Source organism: Aeribacillus sp. FSL K6-2833, from assembly GCF_037965815.1.
GTDB lineage: Bacteria > Bacillota > Bacilli > Bacillales > Aeribacillaceae > Aeribacillus > Aeribacillus composti.
Genome location: NZ_CP150189.1, coordinates 3810438 through 3828901, shown reverse-complemented (window position 1 = coordinate 3828901; position 18464 = coordinate 3810438). Strand labels below are relative to the sequence as shown.

Sequence of the window (18464 nt, the reverse complement as noted above, 5' to 3'; positions counted from 1 at the left end):
ACTGGCCTCTTGTTATGACATCTGAATATATATCGTCCTTTTTTATAGTATATCATAGGAGCTGCATCTTCTTTGAAAAATAAATAAGGGCTTGCGTCAAGACTATGCGCAAACCCTTATTTTGCCTATATGTCTAAAACCACGGCATAAGCCTTCTCCATAATGGTTCATCCTTTTTTTTCCGCCCGCTGTTTTTCGGCTCTTCCATATTGTCGAGGTGCTCCATGCAATATTTTGTTGGTTCCGTGCCTTTCACATAATACGCAAGGCGGGAGACGGGACATTCTTTCGTCGCTAAAAGCCCGTTTTCCGGATTGACATAAACGCCGACAACTCCTTCAGGCGGCTTAAATTGTTTTACAGGTTCATGTTTCAACGCTTCTTCCATAAAGCCGGCCCAAATTTTTTTCGAATAGGCTCGTTCCTCGACCATGTCAATCGTCTTTCCTTTGTCATAACCTGTCCATACACCTGCTACGAGCTGCGGGGCAAATCCGATCATCCAGCTGTCAGTCTTTGTCGTCCCGGATTTCCCAGCAAAAGGCCTTGATAGTTGATCGATAATGTTTTCCCCTGTAACAGTTGTATAACTGTTTAGCTTTCGATCAAACATGCCGGTCATTAAATGTGCGGTGATAAAGGCTGTTTGTTCATTTAGAATTTGTTCCTTTTCAACATTTGCCTCATATAAGACTTTTCCATTTTTATCAATGATTTTACGGACAAATATCGGTTTTATTTTTTGACCGCCGTTCGCTAAAATGCCGTAAGCGTTCATGAGATCGAGCGGCCTTACGGGAGAAGTTCCTAAAGCTAGCGACGGAACCATTTTAAAATTTTCTCCGATTCCAAAAAGCTTTCCCATTTTTATTAATTGATCCATACCGATAAACATATGGGTTTTAACAGCATAAATATTGTCGGACAAAGCAAGGGCTTCTATTAATGTAATTTCATCATTTGCGTAGTAGCCATTGTAGTTGCCCGGGGAATATGTGTTTGTTCCATTTTGAAAATGGAACGTTGTCGGCTCGCTTTTCAGCATTGTGGACGGCGTAAATCCATTTTCCAAGGCTGCATAATATAGAAACGGCTTAATCGTTGAACCAGGCTGACGTTTTGCCTGAGTCATGCGGTTAAAAGGGCTCTCTTTATAATTCCGTCCGCCGATTAGAGCTTTTACCTCGCCTGTTTTCGGATCGATTGCCGAGAAGGCAACTTGGATATCCGAGTCTTTCCTCATGACTTTTTCTACGGTCGATTCAGCAATTTTTTGCAGATTTGGATCAAGAGTAGTAAAAATTTTCAGACCGGCTGTTTCAATTAATTGGTGGTCCTGCAATATTTCTTTTACTTCTTTCATAACCTCATCTTGAAAATAGGGGGCAAACTTTTCTGTTTTGGTGTTTTCGTTCGTTTTGAACGTTAATTTTTCCTTTGCAGCCAGTTCACTTTCTTTTTTTGTAATTAACCCTTGTTTGACCATTGTCTGCAAAATCATCTCTTGTCTTTTTTTTGATAAATCATAGTTCACCATCGGTGAATAGGAGTACGGTCCTTTCGGAATGCCGGCAAGTAGAGCGGCTTCGGCGAGCGTCAAGTCCTTTGCCTTTTTGCCGAAGTAATAACGGGAGGCCGCCTCGACCCCGTAGGCTCCGTGTCCATAATATATTGTATTTAAATAGCCTTCTAAAATTTTTTCTTTCGAGTAGTTCATCTCGAGCCGAATGGTATAAAAAGCTTCTGTCATTTTCCGAGCCCACGTTTTTTCAAATCCAAGATATAAATTTCTTGCGTATTGCTGGGTGATTGTGCTGGCTCCCTGCACCTTTGCCATCGCTTTGAGATCGGCAACGGCAGCACCTGCTATTCGTTTAAAATCAAAACCGTGATGATCATAAAAATTTTTGTCCTCAATAGCGATTGTCGCATTGATTAAATAGGGTGAAATTTCATCAAGTTCCACCCAAAAACGGCGGCCGCCGTGATGCTCCTCACCGATTTTCGTTCCGTTGCTTGCGTACAATACAGTTGATTGCGGCACAACAATGGAAGGAGCGCCTTGTACTTTAGCCGCAATCAAAACAACCGCAATACAAATAGCTGCCGCAGCAAAAACAAAAAAATGAATAAAAAATAATGCCCGGATTGTTTTGATGGTAAGACGAATGCCTTTTGGCGTCATCGCTTCCATTTCCATCACCTCTTAAGCCCGTTCGTTTTGTTATTCAGTATGAGGTGATTCGCAAGTTTTTAAACTTCCACCTATGAAAAATGAAATTTATTCTTTGCAATTTTGATAGATTCCACTATACTTTTTTTGAGGTTTACGTGTTGTCTGTTCAAATTAGGGAAAGATATTGGAAAAACATATGAAAGGAAGATTAAATCTTGGGAGGACTTTGGTATACAGAAAAACAGACAGAACATTTCGGGATTACGATGAAAATTAAACGCACTTTACATACAGAACAGACCGAATTCCAAAAATTGGAGGTAGTGGAGACAGAAGAATTCGGCAACATGCTTTTCTTGGATGGAATGGTAATGACATCGCAAAAAGACGAATTTGTCTACCATGAAATGATGGCCCATGTACCGTTGTTTACTCATCCGAAGCCAGAATATGTGCTAGTTGTCGGAGGAGGAGACGGAGGCGTTATCCGTGAAGTGCTGAAGCATCCAAGTGTAAAAAAAGTAACACTTGCAGAAATTGACGGCAAAGTGATCGAGTATTCAAAAAAATACTTGCCGGAAATTGCCGGAAAACTAGATGATCCACGCGTTGAAGTGAAAGTTGGCGACGGCTTTATGCACATTGCACAAAGCGAAAATCAATATGACTGCATTATGGTTGATTCAACCGAGCCTGTCGGTCCTGCGGTCAACCTCTTTACAAAAGGGTTTTATGCAGGAATATCCAAAGCTTTGAAGGAGGACGGCGTTTTTGTCGCGCAAACGGATAATCCTTGGTTTAAGGCAGATTTGATAAAAAATGTCTATCATGATGTGAAAGAGATTTTCCCGATTACAAGGCTATATACTGCAAACATCCCGACATATCCTAGCGGGCTGTGGACGTTCACGATCGGATCGAAGAAATATGATCCAATTGAGGTAAGTGACGATCGTTTCTTTGACTTGGATTCTAAATATTATACGAAAGAAATTCATAAAGCTGCATTCGCTTTACCGAAGTTTGTTTCCGAAATAATTAAATAGCCTTTAGGAAAACTGAACAAAAAGCGAATAGCATAATACAGTTTAAGCAAGAGGGATCAGCCTCTTGCTTTTTCAGACAGGAGGGTGATGTCCATGCGATTTGATGAAGCTTATTCAGGAAATGTTTTTATTAGAAGCCATCCAAGCTTTGAGGAAAGTGAAGCAGTCATTTATGGAATGCCGATGGATTGGACAGTCAGCTACCGGCCAGGCTCCCGTTTCGGTCCGGCCCGCATTCGGGAGGTTTCCATCGGGTTGGAAGAATACAGTCCTTATTTAGATCGTGAGCTTGGGGATGTAAAATATTTTGATGCAGGCGATATTCCTCTTCCGTTTGGAAATGCAAAGCGGAGCATTGAGTTGATTGAAGAGTTTGTGGACAAAATTTTAAAAGCGGATAAATTTCCTCTCGGAATTGGAGGAGAGCACCTTGTAACATGGCCTGTCATTAAAGCGATGCATAAAAAATATCCAAATTTAGCGGTCATTCATATCGATGCGCATACAGATTTGCGCGAGCATTATGAAGGCGAGCCTCTGTCTCATGCCACTCCGATCCGGAAAGCAAGCGATTTGATTGGCCCGGAAAATATTTTTTCATTCGGCATCCGATCTGGGATGAAGGAGGAGTTTGAATGGGCGAAAGAGGCTGGACTTTACATTGCCAAATTTGAAGTGCTCGAGCCGCTCAAAAAGATTCTTCCGAAACTTTCACAAAGACCTGTATATGTTACGATTGACATCGATGTGCTGGATCCTGCTCACGCGCCGGGAACCGGAACAGTCGATGCTGGCGGCATTACATCAAAAGAGCTGCTTGCTTCTATACATGAAATTGCCTGTTCTGATGTGAAAGTTGTCGGCGCTGATTTAGTTGAAGTCGCACCTGTATATGACCATTCAGAACAAACAGCGAATACAGCGAGCAAATTGATTCGCGAAATGTTATTAGGCTGGGTGGCAAAAAGAAAGTAAAGTCATTTTTCTGCCATAGTGCTTCTGCTATGGCTTTTTATTATTCAAAAGCTGAACAGCTTGGATCGAGCGTCAAGCGGCAGGCAGGCCAATATAAAGCTTTTAACAGCAAATGATTTCCACTAAAATATAGAATAAATCCCTAAAAAGGATGATATAAAGACATGCGCGTACCTGTTCAAATTTATGTTCAAAACAAGATTTTTCAAAATCAAACAGAAGAAGAGCGGATTGAATTTTATACAACCGGGGAATTTTTCAAAAAGCAGCACACTTTTTATTTGGTTTATGATGAGATTCAAGATGATGAAACCGTTAAGACGTTAATCAAAATCAGCGAAAAGGAAACGACTCTCATACGTTCCGGAGGCATTCGCTTAAGACAGCGCTTCAAGCAGGGACAAAAAACGTATGCCAATTATGAAACACCGTACGGGACGCTGAAGCTCGCAGCAGAGACAAAATCGCTTATCTGGCATACAGATGAAGAAAAACATGGTACACTTAGCATAGAATATTTGCTCGAAATAAATGGAGATACCCCTCGTTTACACAGTTTAAGCATTCAATTTAAGAAGGAGGAGCATTGAATGAACATTGTAGATGAAGTAAAGGAGCAGCTGAAACAAGAAATAAAAAATGCTGTATTGAAAGCAAACATCGCAGAAGAGGAGCAAATTCCGGAAGTTATTTTAGAGGTGCCGAAAGAAAAAGCACACGGCGATTACTCAACAAACATGGCCATGCAGCTTGCTCGCATAGCTAAAAAAGCGCCTCGGGCGATTGCAGAGGAAATTGTTCAACATTTTGATCGAGCGAAAGCATCCATTGAAAAAATTGATATTGCTGGTCCGGGCTTTATTAATTTTTTCATGAATAATGAATATTTAACTAAGTTGATTCCAGCCATTATTCAAGCGGGTGACAAATACGGCGAATCAAATGTTGGGGAAGGTAAAAAAATCCAAGTGGAGTTCGTTTCTGCAAACCCGACGGGAGATCTTCACTTAGGGCATGCGCGCGGAGCAGCATTCGGCGACTCTCTTTGCAACATTTTAGAAAAAGCGGGGTATGATGTAACCCGGGAATATTATATTAATGACGCTGGAAATCAGATTCACAATTTAGCTCTGTCCGTAGAGGCAAGATATTTAGAAGCGCTTGGAAAAGAAGCGGAAATGCCTGAAGACGGGTACTATGGACAAGATATTATTGAAATCGGAAAAAAAATTGCTGATGAATATGGCGACAGTCTGCTTGAAAAAAGCGAAGAAGAACGGCTGCAATTTTTCCGTGACCTCGGTCTGAAATATGAGCTTGAGAAAATTAGAAAAGACCTCGAAGAATTTCGCGTTTCCTTCGATGTTTGGTATTCTGAGACATCCCTATACAAAAGCGGCAAAATTGATGAGGCGCTCGACATGCTTCGGAAAAACGGCCACATTTATGAACAAGACGGGGCAACATGGTTCCGCTCTACTGCATTTGGCGATGATAAAGATAGAGTGTTGATTAAGAAGGATGGGTCTTATACGTATTTAACACCAGATATTGCTTATCATAAAGATAAATTGGATCGCGGCTTTGATAAGCTGATAAACATTTGGGGCGCGGATCATCATGGCTATATACCGAGAATGAAAGCAGCCATTCAGGCGCTGGGGTATGATCAAAATATTCTTGAAGTGGAAATTATGCAAATGGTCAGCCTCTTTAAAAACGGCGAAAAAGTGAAAATGTCAAAACGTACTGGCAAGGCTGTCACGATGAGAGAATTGATCGAAGAAGTCGGCTTGGATGCCGTTCGTTACTTTTTTGCTATGAGAAGCGGCGACTCGCATATGGATTTTGACTTGGATTTGGCTGTATCGGAATCAAATGAAAATCCTGTCTATTACGCACAATACGCTCATGCGCGTGTATGCAGCATTCTCCGCCAAGGAAACGAGCAAGGCCTGTCTTACAATGCAAACGAAAGCGATCTTTTGAATGAAATTCAATCTGAGAAAGAAATAGAGCTGTTAAAAAAGCTTGGTGAATTCCCTGGCGTTGTCGCTGAAGCCGCAGAGAAAAGAATTCCGCATCGGATTACGAATTACATTTTTGAGCTGGCATCTGTGCTACACAGCTTCTACAATGCAGAAAAAGTGCTTGATGCAAGCAATGAAATGAAATCTAAGGCGCGGCTTGCTCTTATGAAAGCAACGCAAATCACGCTGAAAAATGCCCTTACCTTAATTGGCGTTTCCGCTCCTGAAAAAATGTAACGAATTTAGATGTGGGAAATGATTCGAGTAAAAGGGAAATAGGAACGCTTTCCGATTTTAACCTAATCGCATCTCTTTTTCTAGGATGTTAAAACGAAGAGAGCAGAAAAAGCCTTTTTTCAACAAGTTATTGTGTGAAAAAGGGCTTTTTGCTTTTTTGTTTGCATATATTTGAAGGAGACATGCTATTTATTTTCCGACAGCTGTGCTGTTTGTTGAGTTATAACCCCTTTTGTATTTTGTTTATGATAGGGAAGAGCTTATTCATTTTTTGCTGTATTAAACAGGATCCATCATACTGCTTTTTGAAATGAGGCTGAACCAGCTGAGACTATGGAAAAGCAGACAATGAAAAAAGCGAAAAACAAAAAACGCGATCCAAAAGTAAATTGCAGGCTCTATTGCTAGGTCAAGAGAATTTTCCACAGCGATGTGAACGCTGTTTGAGTTGTTCAGCAAACGCCCGGCAGTCGTTGCAGAGATTATTGGTCGCTTAGTTATATTGAAAACTAACATCCTCATAAATCATTTTGAAAAACCCCGTTCTTTTGCAGAAATGTCATTAACTGTTTTCGGCCGCGGAAAATTTTTGTTTTCACCGTATTTTTAGGCAAATTCATCTGCTGGGCAATTTCTGTATAGGATAATCCCTGCTGCCGCAATAGAATAATCTTTTTTGTATTAGGATCCATTTCGTTTAATGCATTTTGCACGTATTCAATCATTTGTTTTAATAAGGCCTCGGATTCGGGATTCCATTCTGAGCAGTTGTGAAAAATTGCTTCTTGCTGCAGATGGTTTAGCAAATGATTGTTTCGTTGAATTTTTCGAAGATGGTCGGTGGCTGTATTTTTTGAGACAGTCGTAATCCAAGCGCTGATATTGGTAGGCATATCATTCGTTTGAAAATATATATATATTTTAATACAAACTTCTTGGACGATATCATCAACAAGAGATTCGTTTTTCACAGTCCTTTTGACAGTTTTTTTTATTTGATGATGGTGTTGTTTAATGAGCCCGACAATGTCAGTCGTATCCATTTTTCCGGCACTCCTCTAGCAAAATGAACAAATAAATTTTGGAATTTGTTCAATATTTTAGAAATAAATAACTGTCATTATATACGAAACAAAGGAAAAATGGTTCCGATTTTCAACGATTTGGTGAATTGACTGAACGTTCATTCATTATATAATATAATTAAGAAACGTCCGAAATTTCAGTCAAATACAACAGGGGGATTTTATGAATGGGGGAGAATAATGAATACACTATTATGGATTAATTTTTTTGCGTTTTTGCTTGTAACCGTTTACGCGGTGTATTTGTTTATTTATTTAATTCAAACTAGAATTGCTTATATCAAACTTGGAAAAAAAGAAGAATTCGACGGGAAGGTAAAAGAACGTTTCGAACGGATTTGGGTCAATGTGTTCGGACAGAAAAAACTATTAAAAGACAAGAAAATGGGCTGGGTTCATGTTATTTTTTTCTACGGCTTTATTCTTGTCCAATTCGGTGCGATTGATTTCATTTTAAAAGGGCTGATTCCGGGGAGCCATTTGCCTTTCGGACCGTTGTACCCGATTTTCACCTTTTTCCAAGAAATTGTTACCCTCCTTATTTTAGTAGCGGTAGTTGCTGCTTTTTACCGGCGATACATTGAAAAGCTTGTCCGTTTAAAACGAGGGTTTAAATCCGGACTTGTCCTTATTTTTATCAGCGGATTAATGCTGTCTGTACTGCTTGGAAACGGTATGTACATGATTTGGAGAGGATATGAACGAAGCTTTAGTGAACCTGTTGCCTCATCGGCTGCTTTCCTGCTGGGCTTTGTCGGTGAAACAGGCGCCGCTGTTATTTTTTACGTTTTTTGGTGGGTGCACCTGCTCATTTTGCTCACATTTTTAGTGTATGTCCCTCAGTCTAAACATGCCCATTTAATTGCAGGACCTGCCAATGTTTTTTTAAGCCGTTTGTCAAATCCAGGGAAGTTGGAGAAAATTGATTTTGAAGACGAAACTCAAACATCATATGGAGTCGGAAAAATTGAAGATTTCCGGCAAACGCAGCTTCTCGATTTGTACGCCTGTGTTGAATGCGGACGGTGTACAAATATGTGTCCGGCGACTGGTACTGGAAAAATGCTTTCGCCGATGGATTTAATCATAAAGCTTCGGGATCATTTAACAAATAAAGGGGCTGCCATCACTTCCAAGTCCCCTTGGGTGCCTGCCTTTGCATTTCAAAATACGATGGGAAATCAGCTGGCTCTTCAGTCGCTGCAAAAGGGAACAGATGAAGCGGCGGCGGCTCTTGACTACAATCCAAGCCTCATCGGGGAGGTCATTTCAGAGGAAGAAATATGGGCATGTACGACGTGCCGGAATTGTGAAGACCAATGTCCAGTAATGAACGAACATGTCGATAAAATCATTGACCTGCGCCGCTACCTTGTATTAACAGAAGGAAAAATGAATCCGGATGCGCAGCGGGCGATGCAAAACATTGAGCGGCAAGGAAATCCGTGGGGCCTAAACCGCAAAGATAAGGAAAATTGGCGCAAATCACGAGAAGATGTCTACGTGCCAACGGTGAAGGAATTGAAAAAGCAAGGCGAGGAGTTTGAATATTTATTCTGGGTCGGTTCCATGGGATCATTTGATAATCGCAGCCAAAAAATCGCTTTATCGTTTGCTAAACTTTTGAACGAAGCAGGTGTGAAATTTGCTATATTAGGAAATAAAGAGAAAAATTCAGGTGACACACCGAGGCGCCTCGGCAATGAGTTTTTATTTCAAGAGCTTGCTGCAAGCAACATAGCCGAATTTGAAAAATATAATGTGAAGAAAATTGTTACAATCGACCCGCATGCTTACAACATATTTAAAAATGAATATCCGGATTTCGGTTTTGAAGCCGAAGTGTACCATCATACAGAACTTTTAGCAAAACTGTTGAAAGAAAAGAAGCTCGTTCCGAAATATGAAGTGAATGAAACGATTACTTTCCACGATTCTTGTTATCTTGGAAGATACAACGAAATTTATGATCCACCCCGTGAAATTTTGGCATCCATTCCAGGTGTAAAAGTTGTTGAAATGGAACGGAATCGGGAAACGGGCATGTGCTGTGGAGCCGGCGGCGGTCTTATGTGGATGGAGGAAGACACGGGAGTGCGCATCAATGTTGCGCGCACCGAACAAGCACTGGCTGTCAATCCAAGCGTGATCAGCTCCGGATGTCCATATTGTCTAACAATGCTGACAGATGGAACGAAAGCAAAAGAGGTTGAAAATAAAGTGAAAACGTACGATGTAGCGGAGCTGCTGGAAAAAGCTGTTTTTGGCGAATCGAAGGAGCAAGAGCTCATTTCATAAAGATATGATTAGATAGAAAGCAATTTTAAAAGGCGCCACAAGGGCGCCTTAAGATTTTAAAAAATAGAAAGATAGACAATGGAATTTGACGAAAAAATTTAAAATCAAGACACAATACGGTAGCATAAAGTTGTAAAATTTGTTTATAATGAATGGTATGCAAACGTATCATATGGTACATCACTGAAAGGGCGGCATTCATCATTCGGAATTATATCATGCTTTATTCTATTTTCGTTGCCCTTTCATTTAATAAAGATAGATGAAAGACGAGAAAGGGAGTGCCTGACCTTGAGCTTAACGCAATACTCGCAGGAGCAGCTGAAAGAAATGTCGATGGTGGATATCGCTTACCTTATTCTTTCCGAAAAAAGGCAAGCTATACCGTTTGAAGAATTAATGAAAGAAGTTAGCAGTTTATTAGGGCTTTCGGAGGAAGAAGCGACCGAACGCATTGCACAGTTTTATACGGATTTAAATATAGATGGAAAATTTATTTGCATTGGGGAAAATAGCTGGGGCATTAAGAGCTGGTATCCGCTCGATCAAATTGAAGAAGAAACCCAGCCGACGGTTAAAACGAAGAAGAAAAAAGCGAAGATTGCATACGATGAAGAAGATCTTGACGATTATGAAGACTTGGTTGAAGACGATCTTGACTATGACGATCTTGACGATTATGTGGATGAAGAAGATCTTGATCTTGATGAAGAAGACGATGATTTTGAGGACGAAGAAGATGATGAAAGCTTTGATGATGAACTAATTGACGATGATTACGATGTAGAAGATGACGAGTTGGATGCTGATTTCGATCTCGATGAGGAAGAATTGGACGAACAATAATGTCCTAAATTTAAGGGTTGACTTTCATAGTTTTCCTCGCTAATATTTTAATTGGGCTTTAAAAGTACGGAAAACAAATTACAATATGAAAGCTCCCTTTCCGAAAAGGAAGGGAGCTTTCATATTTTTTTGTTGATGCCTTCTGACGATTTATTTTGTGCAAATTAACAAAAGGATAGATTGCAACTGGAGGGAATTTTTGCATGACCAAGTATATTTTTGTAACCGGTGGCGTTGTTTCATCTTTAGGGAAAGGAATTACTGCCGCATCTCTTGGCAGACTTCTAAAAAACCGCGGGTTGAATGTGACGATTCAAAAATTCGATCCATATATCAATGTTGATCCGGGAACAATGAGTCCGTATCAGCACGGCGAAGTGTTCGTGACGGATGACGGCGCAGAGACTGACCTCGATTTAGGCCATTACGAGCGCTTTATTGATATTAATTTAAATAAGTACAGCAATGTCACAACAGGAAAAATTTATTCGGCCGTCATTAAAAAAGAACGGAGAGGCGATTATTTAGGCGGAACCGTTCAAGTCATCCCCCATATTACGAATGAAATTAAAGACCGCGTTTTTCGCGCTGGCAGAGAAACAAATGCTGATGTCGTTATTACCGAAATCGGCGGTACCGTCGGAGATATTGAATCATTGCCGTTTTTGGAAGCAATCCGCCAAATGAAAAATGAAGCAGGCCGCAAAAACGTCATGTACATTCATTGTACTCTTGTGCCATATATTAAAGCAGCAGGAGAAATGAAAACAAAGCCGACACAGCATAGTGTGAAAGAATTGCGCTCATTGGGAATACAGCCAAATGTGATTGTAGTGCGCACAGAAATGCCGATTTCCCAAGAGATGAAAGATAAAATTGCTTTGTTCTGCGACATTGAACCGAAAGCTGTCATTGAATGCCGTGATGCCGATATTCTTTACAGCGTCCCTTTAGCATTGCAAGAACAAAACCTTGATCAAATTGTTTGCGATTATTTGGATCTTCAATGCGGACAAGCTGATATGACGGAATGGATCGAGCTTGTCAATAAAGTCCGCAATTTATCAAAAACAGTCAAAATCGCCTTAGTCGGCAAATATGTCGAGCTTCAGGACGCCTATATTTCCGTTGTGGAAGCTTTGAAGCATGCCGGATATTATTATGATGCCGATGTGGAAATTGATTGGATTAATGCGGAGCATGTTACGAAAGAGAATGTAGCAGACTTGCTTCAGGGAGCTGAAGGTATATTAGTTCCTGGCGGATTTGGAGACAGGGGAGTGGAAGGGAAAATAATCGCGACTCAATACGCCCGCGAACAAAAAATTCCTTTCCTTGGCATCTGTCTTGGCATGCAGGTAGCTTCGATCGAGTTTGCCCGCAACGTTCTAGGATTAAAAGGTGCGAATTCATCTGAAATTGATCCAAACACTCCATATCCGATTATTGACTTGCTTCCGGAGCAAAAAGAAGTAGAGGATTTAGGAGGAACGCTCCGTCTTGGTTTATATCCTTGCAAATTGAAAGAAGGAACAAAGGCTTATGAAGCCTACAACGATGAAGTAATTTATGAACGTCATCGCCATCGGTACGAATTTAACAATGAGTTCCGTCAGCAAATGGAAGAGGCCGGATTTGTATTCTCCGGAACAAGTCCAGATGGACGGTTAGTAGAAATCATTGAATTACAAGACCACCCTTGGTTTGTTGCGTCCCAATTCCATCCGGAGTTTACATCACGGCCAACTAGACCGCAGCCTCTTTTCCGGGAGTTCATTCACGCTTCTCTAAACAAGAAAAATCAATAAGAAATGAAAGAAAAGGTTGTCTGAACGATTGGTTAGACAGCCTTTTTTTGCTCGTAATACAAATTTTTTTATTACGACAAATCTTTCACTGATTTCCGAAAGCAGCGGCTTTGTTTTTCATTTTGAAGAAAGAATCGGCCGGGAAATCGACGCTGTTCTAAATTTAAAAACCATCCCTATAAACGGCGTCGCATTTTTCATAAAATTTTATTAGAGTATCGCAAAAAAGACTTATACGCGATTTTTCATAAAAATGCATTGTAAATCATGAAACAGGTCATCAGCCTCTCTGCACTACAAAATGTATTGATAAAGGTCTAAAGTCTGTACAAGAGAGGACTAAATTTGAAATCAATAGGTTTCTATGCTAATTCATAAAAAAAGAAATTGGCGATTTGCCAATTTCTTCGCATTCTTGCATGTAAAGTTTATTCTTCATGTTCCTCCAATATTTCTTTCACAGTCAAAAATAAGCAGTAGTAAACATATAATGAAGTCATGAGCACAGGGAAGCCGATTCGTTCATTATGTTCAGTGGGAATAATGGGTTTTGTTAATTTGGAATCTACATGTATATCGACAAATTGCTGTAAGCTTTTTTCGCCGTTAACAGCTGCGGAAACCCCAACGGTTGGAATCCCTTTTTCGGCCAATTGCTGCGCAGTATCAATCGCATCAAGATCAGTCGAAAACGGAGTGAAAAGGAGAACGCGGTCTGCTGCGGTTACGTTATCCACATCAGGCAAAGGCTTGCATGCCGGAAAGGATTCTCCTTTTTCAACTTGGGCATAAATTCCTTCAAGAATTCCCCATCCTTTTACATAAATGGCGCCTTCTCCGATTGCAGCTTGCGCCAGAAGACGTGCGGCATCTTCTATTTGGCTGTTTTCTTTCTCTTGAATTCTTTGGAAAAACCCTGTTAATTGTGTCGTAAAAATTTTTAACATTCAATCATCAGCCACCTTTATACAAAGTTCTCTGCTTATATAATAAGAAAAAGAGGCGAAGAATCAAAATATGAATAATTTGTGAACCGGTTGGCAGGAAATTGTAATTTAATCAAGAATACATAACTAAATAAAATTTTAAAAAGTATTGCATTTGTTTAAGTTAAGAGGTGTAAAAATGGATGGAAAAATTTTAATTGTCGACGATCAATACGGAATTCGGATTTTGCTGAATGAAGTGTTCAATAAAGAGGGTTATCAAACTTTTCAAGCTGCTAACGGTTTTCAGGCATTAGAAATAGCCGAAAACCATTCCCCTGATCTCGTTTTATTAGACATGAAAATTCCTGGGATGGACGGGATTGAAATTTTAAAAAGGCTAAAAAAGGTTAACCCTGATATACGAGTCATTATCATGACCGCGTATGGAGAATTGGATATGATTCAGGAAGCGAAAGATTTAGGGGCATTAACACACTTCGCCAAGCCGTTTGACATTGACGAGCTGCGGGATACAGTGAGAAAATATTTGCCTTCCCGAACGAAATAAAGTGTATAATCCATGAATTTATCGGGATAAAGTTGCCGAAATCCTCATAAGTTGGTATTCTATTTAGTAAGAAAAGATGATTGGCATCATACATACATTTTTCTTGCTCAGGTCATGCTAGATTTGAGCTTTTCGCTAATCGCAACATAGGCTACTTAATTTAAGGAGGATTTTTCGATGCCCTTAGTTTCAATGACTGAAATGTTAAATCGTGCAAAAGAAAACGGCTATGCTGTAGGACAGTTTAATTTAAACAATCTCGAGTTCACACAAGCGATTCTGCAAGCAGCAGAAGAAGAAAAATCACCGGTTATTTTAGGCGTTTCTGAAGGCGCTGGTCGCTATATGGGCGGTTTTAAAACGGTTGTGAACATGGTAAAAGGTTTGATGGAAGATTATAAAATTACCGTTCCAGTTGCCATCCATTTAGATCACGGCTCAAGCTTTGAATCATGTGCAAAAGCTATTCATGCCGGCTTTACTTCTGTTATGATCGATGCCTCTCATCATCCTTTTGAAGAGAATGTCGCTTTAACTTCCAAAGTAGTGGAGCTTGCTCATCTACATGGTGTTTCTGTTGAAGCGGAATTAGGTGTTGTCGGCGGACAGGAAGATGACGTAGTAGGAGAAGGAATTATTTACGCTGATCCAAATGAATGTGAAGAGCTTGTAAAACGGACAGGTATTGATTGCCTAGCTCCTGCATTGGGATCTGTTCACGGTCCGTATAAAGGAGAGCCGAACCTAGGCTTTAAAGAAATGGAGGAAATCAGCAACCGGACTGGCGTTCCATTGGTACTGCACGGGGGAACAGGAATTCCGACAAAGGATATTCAAAGAGCAATTTCTTTAGGAACTGCGAAAATTAACGTTAATACAGAAAACCAAATAGCATCTGCTAAACGCGTACGCGAAGTTTTGGCAGAAAATCCGGATATGTATGATCCGCGCAAATATTTAGGTCCTGCCCGGGAAGCCATTAAAGAAACAGTTAAAGGCAAAATGCGCGAATTCGGTTCATCCGGAAAAGCAGAATAAATAGATAAGGTTTCATATTTCTTTATGCAATTAACGGCCGCCTTTCTTTTATGAAGTATGGCGGTTTCGTTTCTTGTTTTTGCGAAAGCGATCACATAAGGGAGGTACCAGGCATGTTATTTTTTATTGATACAGCAAATATCGAAGAAATTAAGGAAGCTCAATCACTAGGCGTTTTGTCAGGAGTAACAACTAACCCTAGCTTGGTTGCAAAAGAAAAAGGCGTAACGTTTGAAGAAAGATTGATAGAAATTACATCCATTGTTTCCGGATCTGTCAGCGCGGAAGTCATCTCAACTAAAGCGGAAGAAATGATTAAGGAAGGTCAAGAATTAGCTAAAATTGCACCAAATATTACGATAAAAGTTCCTATGACCCCTGATGGTCTAAAAGCAGTCAAAAAATTCTCAGAATTAGGAATTCATACAAACGTGACGCTTATTTTTAACGCCAATCAAGCGCTACTAGCTGCAAGAGCAGGTGCTACATATGTTTCTCCTTTTTTAGGTCGGTTAGATGACATCGGTCATAATGGATTGAATCTCATTTCAGAAATCTCCCAAATATTTGATATTCATGGCATTGATACGAAAATTATTGCTGCTTCCATCCGTCATCCGCAGCATGTAACTGAGGCAGCATTGCGCGGAGCTCATATTGCCACGATTCCTTATAAAGTGTTGATGCAGCTGTTCAAACATCCGCTGACTGATCAAGGTATTGAGAAATTTTTAGCAGACTGGAACAATCGATAAATGATAAAACGGGGGATTTCCCCCGTTTGAAAAATTTTTTGCCGTCGAATCCGGTCTTTTGACTTGCTGTAACGCCTGAAGGAGTAGAATCTGCTCGTTTTTCTGATGAACGTTTTGTCATGCCCTATCTATTTGTGTACAATAAAATTGCCGCCTTTTCGTATGTATTTTTCAACAAATGGTAATCAATGTGTAAAGAGGGCTTTTCATCATGACAGTTTGTTAAAGAAAATCTGGATCCCGTTTTCTTTAGCAAACTGTTAGGTCACAAGAAGGGAGACTGCTATGGAAAAGTTAAAAGTTGCAGGCGGGCAGAAGTTGAAAGGTACGGTGAAGGTAAGCGGCGCCAAAAATAGCGCAGTAGCATTGATTCCAGCAACAATTTTAGCAAGCTCATCCGTTACGATTGAAGGGCTTCCGGATATATCTGATGTACATATTTTGGGCGATTTATTGGAGGAAATAGGGGGCAAAGTTTCGTTTCATCAAAACGATATTACAGTCGATCCGACAAGCATGCTTTCAATGCCGCTTCCAAACGGAAAAGTGAAAAAGCTGAGAGCCTCTTATTATTTAATGGGAGCGATGCTTGGCCGGTTTAAAAAAGCGGTGATCGGGCTTCCCGGCGGCTGTCATTTAGGCCCGAGACCAATCGACCAGCACATAAAAGGGTTTGAAGCTTTAGGTGCTTCTGTAACAAATGAGCATGGTGCCATTTATTTGCGTGCGGATGAGCTTAGAGGAGCTCGGATTTTTCTTGATGTTGTAAGCGTGGGTGCCACCATAAACATCATGCTTGCAGCGGTCTTGGCAAAAGGGCGGACAATTATTGAAAATGCTGCAAAAGAACCTGAAATTATTGATGTTGCAACTTTATTATCCAGCATGGGTGCAAAAATAAAAGGGGCCGGAACGGACGTCATCCGGATCGATGGGGTTGAAAAGCTGCATGGCTGCCGCCATTCGATTATTCCGGATCGAATTGAAGCAGGGACGTATATGATTATCGGTGCCGGCATTGCAGAAGAGCTCATCGTTGACAATGTCATACCTCTTCATCTCGAATCCCTTATTGCGAAGCTTCGGGAAATGGGGGTCCATGTAGAAACGAGCGATGATCAAGTTTATATCGCCCGTCGAAATAAAGAATTAAAGCCTGTCGATATAAAAACTCTCGTTTACCCGGGATTTCCAACCGATTTGCAGCAGCCTATGACAACGCTTTTGACACAGGCGAACGGAACGAGCATGGTGACGGATACCATTTACTCTTCAAGATTCAAGCATATTGATGAATTAAGAAGGATGGGTGCTCAAATCAAAGTGGAGGGTCGGTCTGCGATCATAACAGGTCCGTCAACTCTTCAAGGTGCAAAAGTAAAAGCGAGCGATCTTCGGGCAGGGGCATCGCTTGTAGCAGCGGGTTTAATGGCCGATGGAATAACAGAGGTAACCGGCATCGACCATATTGATCGCGGATACAGCCATTTGGAAGAAAAACTTGCCGGGATTGGCGCCAAAATATGGAGGGAGAAATTAACTGACCAAGAAATTCAGCAATTGCAAAATTCATAAGAATCACCAATTTTGCATGAAATGACATCAAAGGGGGAGGAACACAAAATGGAAAGAAGTTTATCAATGGAACTTGTACGTGTGACAGAAGCAGCTGCCCTTGCGTCTGCACGTTGGATGGGCCGCGGCAAAAAAGATGAGGCGGATGATGCCGCGACCTCAGCAATGCGAACCGTTCTAGATACGATCCCGATGAAAGGAACAGTTGTGATTGGAGAAGGAGAAATGGACGAGGCTCCGATGCTGTATATTGGGGAGAAGCTTGGCAACGGCTACGGCCCGCGTGTCGATGTCGCCGTAGATCCATTGGAAGGAACCAATATTGTGGCGTCAGGCGGCTGGAATGCACTTGCAGTTATAGCGGTAGCCGACCATGGGAACATGCTCCATGCGCCAGATATGTATATGGACAAAATTGCAGTAGGGCCTGAAGCTGTCGGGTGCATAGATATTGATGCTCCGATTATCGACAATTTAAAAGCTGTTGCAAAGGCGAAAAATAAAGATATCGAAGATGTTGTAGCAACTGTTTTAAATCGAAAAAGACATGAGCATATTATTCAAACCCTTCGAGAAGCGGGTGTTCGCATTAAACTGATCAATGACGGCGATGTCGCTGCGGCAATTAATACCGCCTTTGACCATACGGGCGTTGATATTTTGTTCGGATCTGGAGGGGCTCCTGAAGGAGTGTTGGCAGCAGTTGCTTTAAAATGTTTAGGAGGAGAAATACAAGGAAAGCTGCTGCCGCAAAATGACCAGGAGCTGGAACGATGTAAAAAAATGGGGATTGATGTCAACAAAACTCTTCGAATGGAAGACTTAGTAAAAGGCGATGATGCGATTTTTGCTGCAACAGGTGTAACGGATGGCGAGCTGTTAAAAGGTGTGCAATTCAAAAGCTCTATTGCAACGACTCATTCTGTTGTGATGCGTGCGAAATCCGGAACAGTGCGCTTTATCGATGGCCGCCATTCTTTGAATAAAAAACCGAATTTAGTTATTCGATCTTAGTGAGAGGAGACGAATAGATCTCCTCTGCTTTTTAAAAATATACCCTTCAAAATACTTTCCGCTGTTTTTTAGCTTGAAATGTAT

General features: G+C 40.9%; 15 protein-coding genes. 12 read left to right on the top strand and 3 right to left on the bottom strand.

Annotated features, from left to right (window positions below; translation table 11 throughout):
• Positions 1–133 precede the first annotated feature (133 nt).
• Positions 134–2194 (bottom strand): PBP1A family penicillin-binding protein, encoded by a 2061-nt coding sequence (locus NSQ94_RS18355; RefSeq protein WP_063389050.1) that lies wholly within the window; start codon positions 2192–2194, stop codon positions 134–136.
• Positions 2195–2391: 197 nt separating this feature from the next.
• On the opposite strand from NSQ94_RS18355, the gene speE reads away from it, so the two are divergent.
• From speE to argS, 4 genes are all read left to right on the top strand, one after another.
• A complete protein-coding gene (gene speE / locus NSQ94_RS18350; protein ID WP_082829608.1) occupies positions 2392–3222 on the top strand; it encodes a polyamine aminopropyltransferase in 831 nt (276 codons plus the stop codon).
• A gap of 93 nt (positions 3223–3315) precedes the next feature.
• Entirely contained in the window at positions 3316–4197 is an 882-nt protein-coding gene (speB, locus tag NSQ94_RS18345; RefSeq protein ID WP_066251348.1) for an agmatinase, read from the top strand.
• A 164-nt stretch (positions 4198–4361) separates the two neighbouring features.
• Positions 4362–4787, top strand: a complete 426-nt coding sequence (locus NSQ94_RS18340) for a DUF1934 domain-containing protein (protein WP_063389048.1) — start codon at positions 4362–4364, stop codon at positions 4785–4787.
• Positions 4788–6464 (top strand): arginine--tRNA ligase, encoded by a 1677-nt coding sequence (gene argS, locus NSQ94_RS18335; protein ID WP_066251345.1) that lies wholly within the window; start codon positions 4788–4790, stop codon positions 6462–6464. It begins immediately after the preceding gene.
• A 518-nt stretch (positions 6465–6982) separates the two neighbouring features.
• Here argS and NSQ94_RS18330 read toward each other — a convergent pair.
• Positions 6983–7507, bottom strand: a complete 525-nt coding sequence (locus NSQ94_RS18330) for an RNA polymerase sigma factor (protein ID WP_063389046.1) — start codon at positions 7505–7507, stop codon at positions 6983–6985.
• 222 nt (positions 7508–7729) lie between these two features.
• On the opposite strand from NSQ94_RS18330, the gene NSQ94_RS18325 reads away from it, so the two are divergent.
• From NSQ94_RS18325 to NSQ94_RS18315, 3 genes are all read left to right on the top strand, one after another.
• Positions 7730–9847, top strand: a complete 2118-nt coding sequence (locus NSQ94_RS18325; RefSeq protein WP_339229793.1) for a heterodisulfide reductase-related iron-sulfur binding cluster — start codon at positions 7730–7732, stop codon at positions 9845–9847.
• Between the two features lie 291 nt (positions 9848–10138).
• Positions 10139–10693, top strand: a complete 555-nt coding sequence (gene rpoE / locus NSQ94_RS18320; protein ID WP_339229791.1) for a DNA-directed RNA polymerase subunit delta — start codon at positions 10139–10141, stop codon at positions 10691–10693.
• A gap of 203 nt (positions 10694–10896) precedes the next feature.
• The gene (locus NSQ94_RS18315; RefSeq protein ID WP_063389043.1) at positions 10897–12501 is read left to right on the top strand and encodes a CTP synthase; all 1605 of its coding nucleotides are present in this window, start codon (positions 10897–10899) and stop codon (positions 12499–12501) included.
• A gap of 428 nt (positions 12502–12929) precedes the next feature.
• On the opposite strand, the gene NSQ94_RS18310 is transcribed toward NSQ94_RS18315, so the two are convergent.
• Positions 12930–13448 carry a DUF2529 domain-containing protein gene (locus NSQ94_RS18310; RefSeq protein WP_063389042.1) on the bottom strand — a complete coding sequence of 173 codons (519 nt, stop codon included), beginning with the start codon at positions 13446–13448 and terminating at the stop codon, positions 12930–12932.
• 178 nt (positions 13449–13626) lie between these two features.
• Between NSQ94_RS18310 and NSQ94_RS18305 the strand changes: the two genes are divergently transcribed.
• The 5 genes from NSQ94_RS18305 (at position 13627) to glpX (ending at position 18380) form a co-directional block, all read left to right on the top strand.
• Entirely contained in the window at positions 13627–13998 is a 372-nt protein-coding gene (locus tag NSQ94_RS18305; RefSeq protein WP_144597586.1) for a response regulator, read from the top strand.
• Positions 13999–14175: 177 nt separating this feature from the next.
• The gene (locus NSQ94_RS18300) at positions 14176–15036 is read left to right on the top strand and encodes a class II fructose-bisphosphate aldolase (protein ID WP_063389040.1); all 861 of its coding nucleotides are present in this window, start codon (positions 14176–14178) and stop codon (positions 15034–15036) included.
• 113 nt (positions 15037–15149) lie between these two features.
• Positions 15150–15791: a fructose-6-phosphate aldolase gene (fsa, locus tag NSQ94_RS18295; RefSeq protein WP_144597583.1), complete on the top strand. Its 642-nt coding sequence runs from the start codon at positions 15150–15152 to the stop codon at positions 15789–15791.
• A gap of 285 nt (positions 15792–16076) precedes the next feature.
• The gene (locus NSQ94_RS18290) at positions 16077–17366 is read left to right on the top strand and encodes a UDP-N-acetylglucosamine 1-carboxyvinyltransferase (protein WP_063389038.1); all 1290 of its coding nucleotides are present in this window, start codon (positions 16077–16079) and stop codon (positions 17364–17366) included.
• A 48-nt stretch (positions 17367–17414) separates the two neighbouring features.
• Entirely contained in the window at positions 17415–18380 is a 966-nt protein-coding gene (glpX, locus tag NSQ94_RS18285) for a class II fructose-bisphosphatase (protein ID WP_063389037.1), read from the top strand.
• Positions 18381–18464: the final 84 nt, after the last annotated feature.

Coding starts and splice junctions, on each gene's coding strand:
- NSQ94_RS18315 (WP_063389043.1), top strand. CDS start 10,897: ATGACCAAGTATATTTTTGTAACCGGTGGCGTTGTTTCATCTTTAGGG.
- NSQ94_RS18290 (WP_063389038.1), top strand. CDS start 16,077: ATGGAAAAGTTAAAAGTTGCAGGCGGGCAGAAGTTGAAAGGTACGGTG.
- NSQ94_RS18305 (WP_144597586.1), top strand. CDS start 13,627: ATGGATGGAAAAATTTTAATTGTCGACGATCAATACGGAATTCGGATT.
- fsa (WP_144597583.1), top strand. CDS start 15,150: ATGTTATTTTTTATTGATACAGCAAATATCGAAGAAATTAAGGAAGCT.
- NSQ94_RS18340 (WP_063389048.1), top strand. CDS start 4,362: ATGCGCGTACCTGTTCAAATTTATGTTCAAAACAAGATTTTTCAAAAT.
- argS (WP_066251345.1), top strand. CDS start 4,788: ATGAACATTGTAGATGAAGTAAAGGAGCAGCTGAAACAAGAAATAAAA.
- glpX (WP_063389037.1), top strand. CDS start 17,415: ATGGAAAGAAGTTTATCAATGGAACTTGTACGTGTGACAGAAGCAGCT.
- speB (WP_066251348.1), top strand. CDS start 3,316: ATGCGATTTGATGAAGCTTATTCAGGAAATGTTTTTATTAGAAGCCAT.
- NSQ94_RS18330 (WP_063389046.1), bottom strand. CDS start 7,507: ATGGATACGACTGACATTGTCGGGCTCATTAAACAACACCATCATCAA.
- NSQ94_RS18325 (WP_339229793.1), top strand. CDS start 7,730: ATGAATACACTATTATGGATTAATTTTTTTGCGTTTTTGCTTGTAACC.
- NSQ94_RS18310 (WP_063389042.1), bottom strand. CDS start 13,448: ATGTTAAAAATTTTTACGACACAATTAACAGGGTTTTTCCAAAGAATT.
- NSQ94_RS18300 (WP_063389040.1), top strand. CDS start 14,176: ATGCCCTTAGTTTCAATGACTGAAATGTTAAATCGTGCAAAAGAAAAC.
- NSQ94_RS18355 (WP_063389050.1), bottom strand. CDS start 2,194: ATGGAAGCGATGACGCCAAAAGGCATTCGTCTTACCATCAAAACAATC.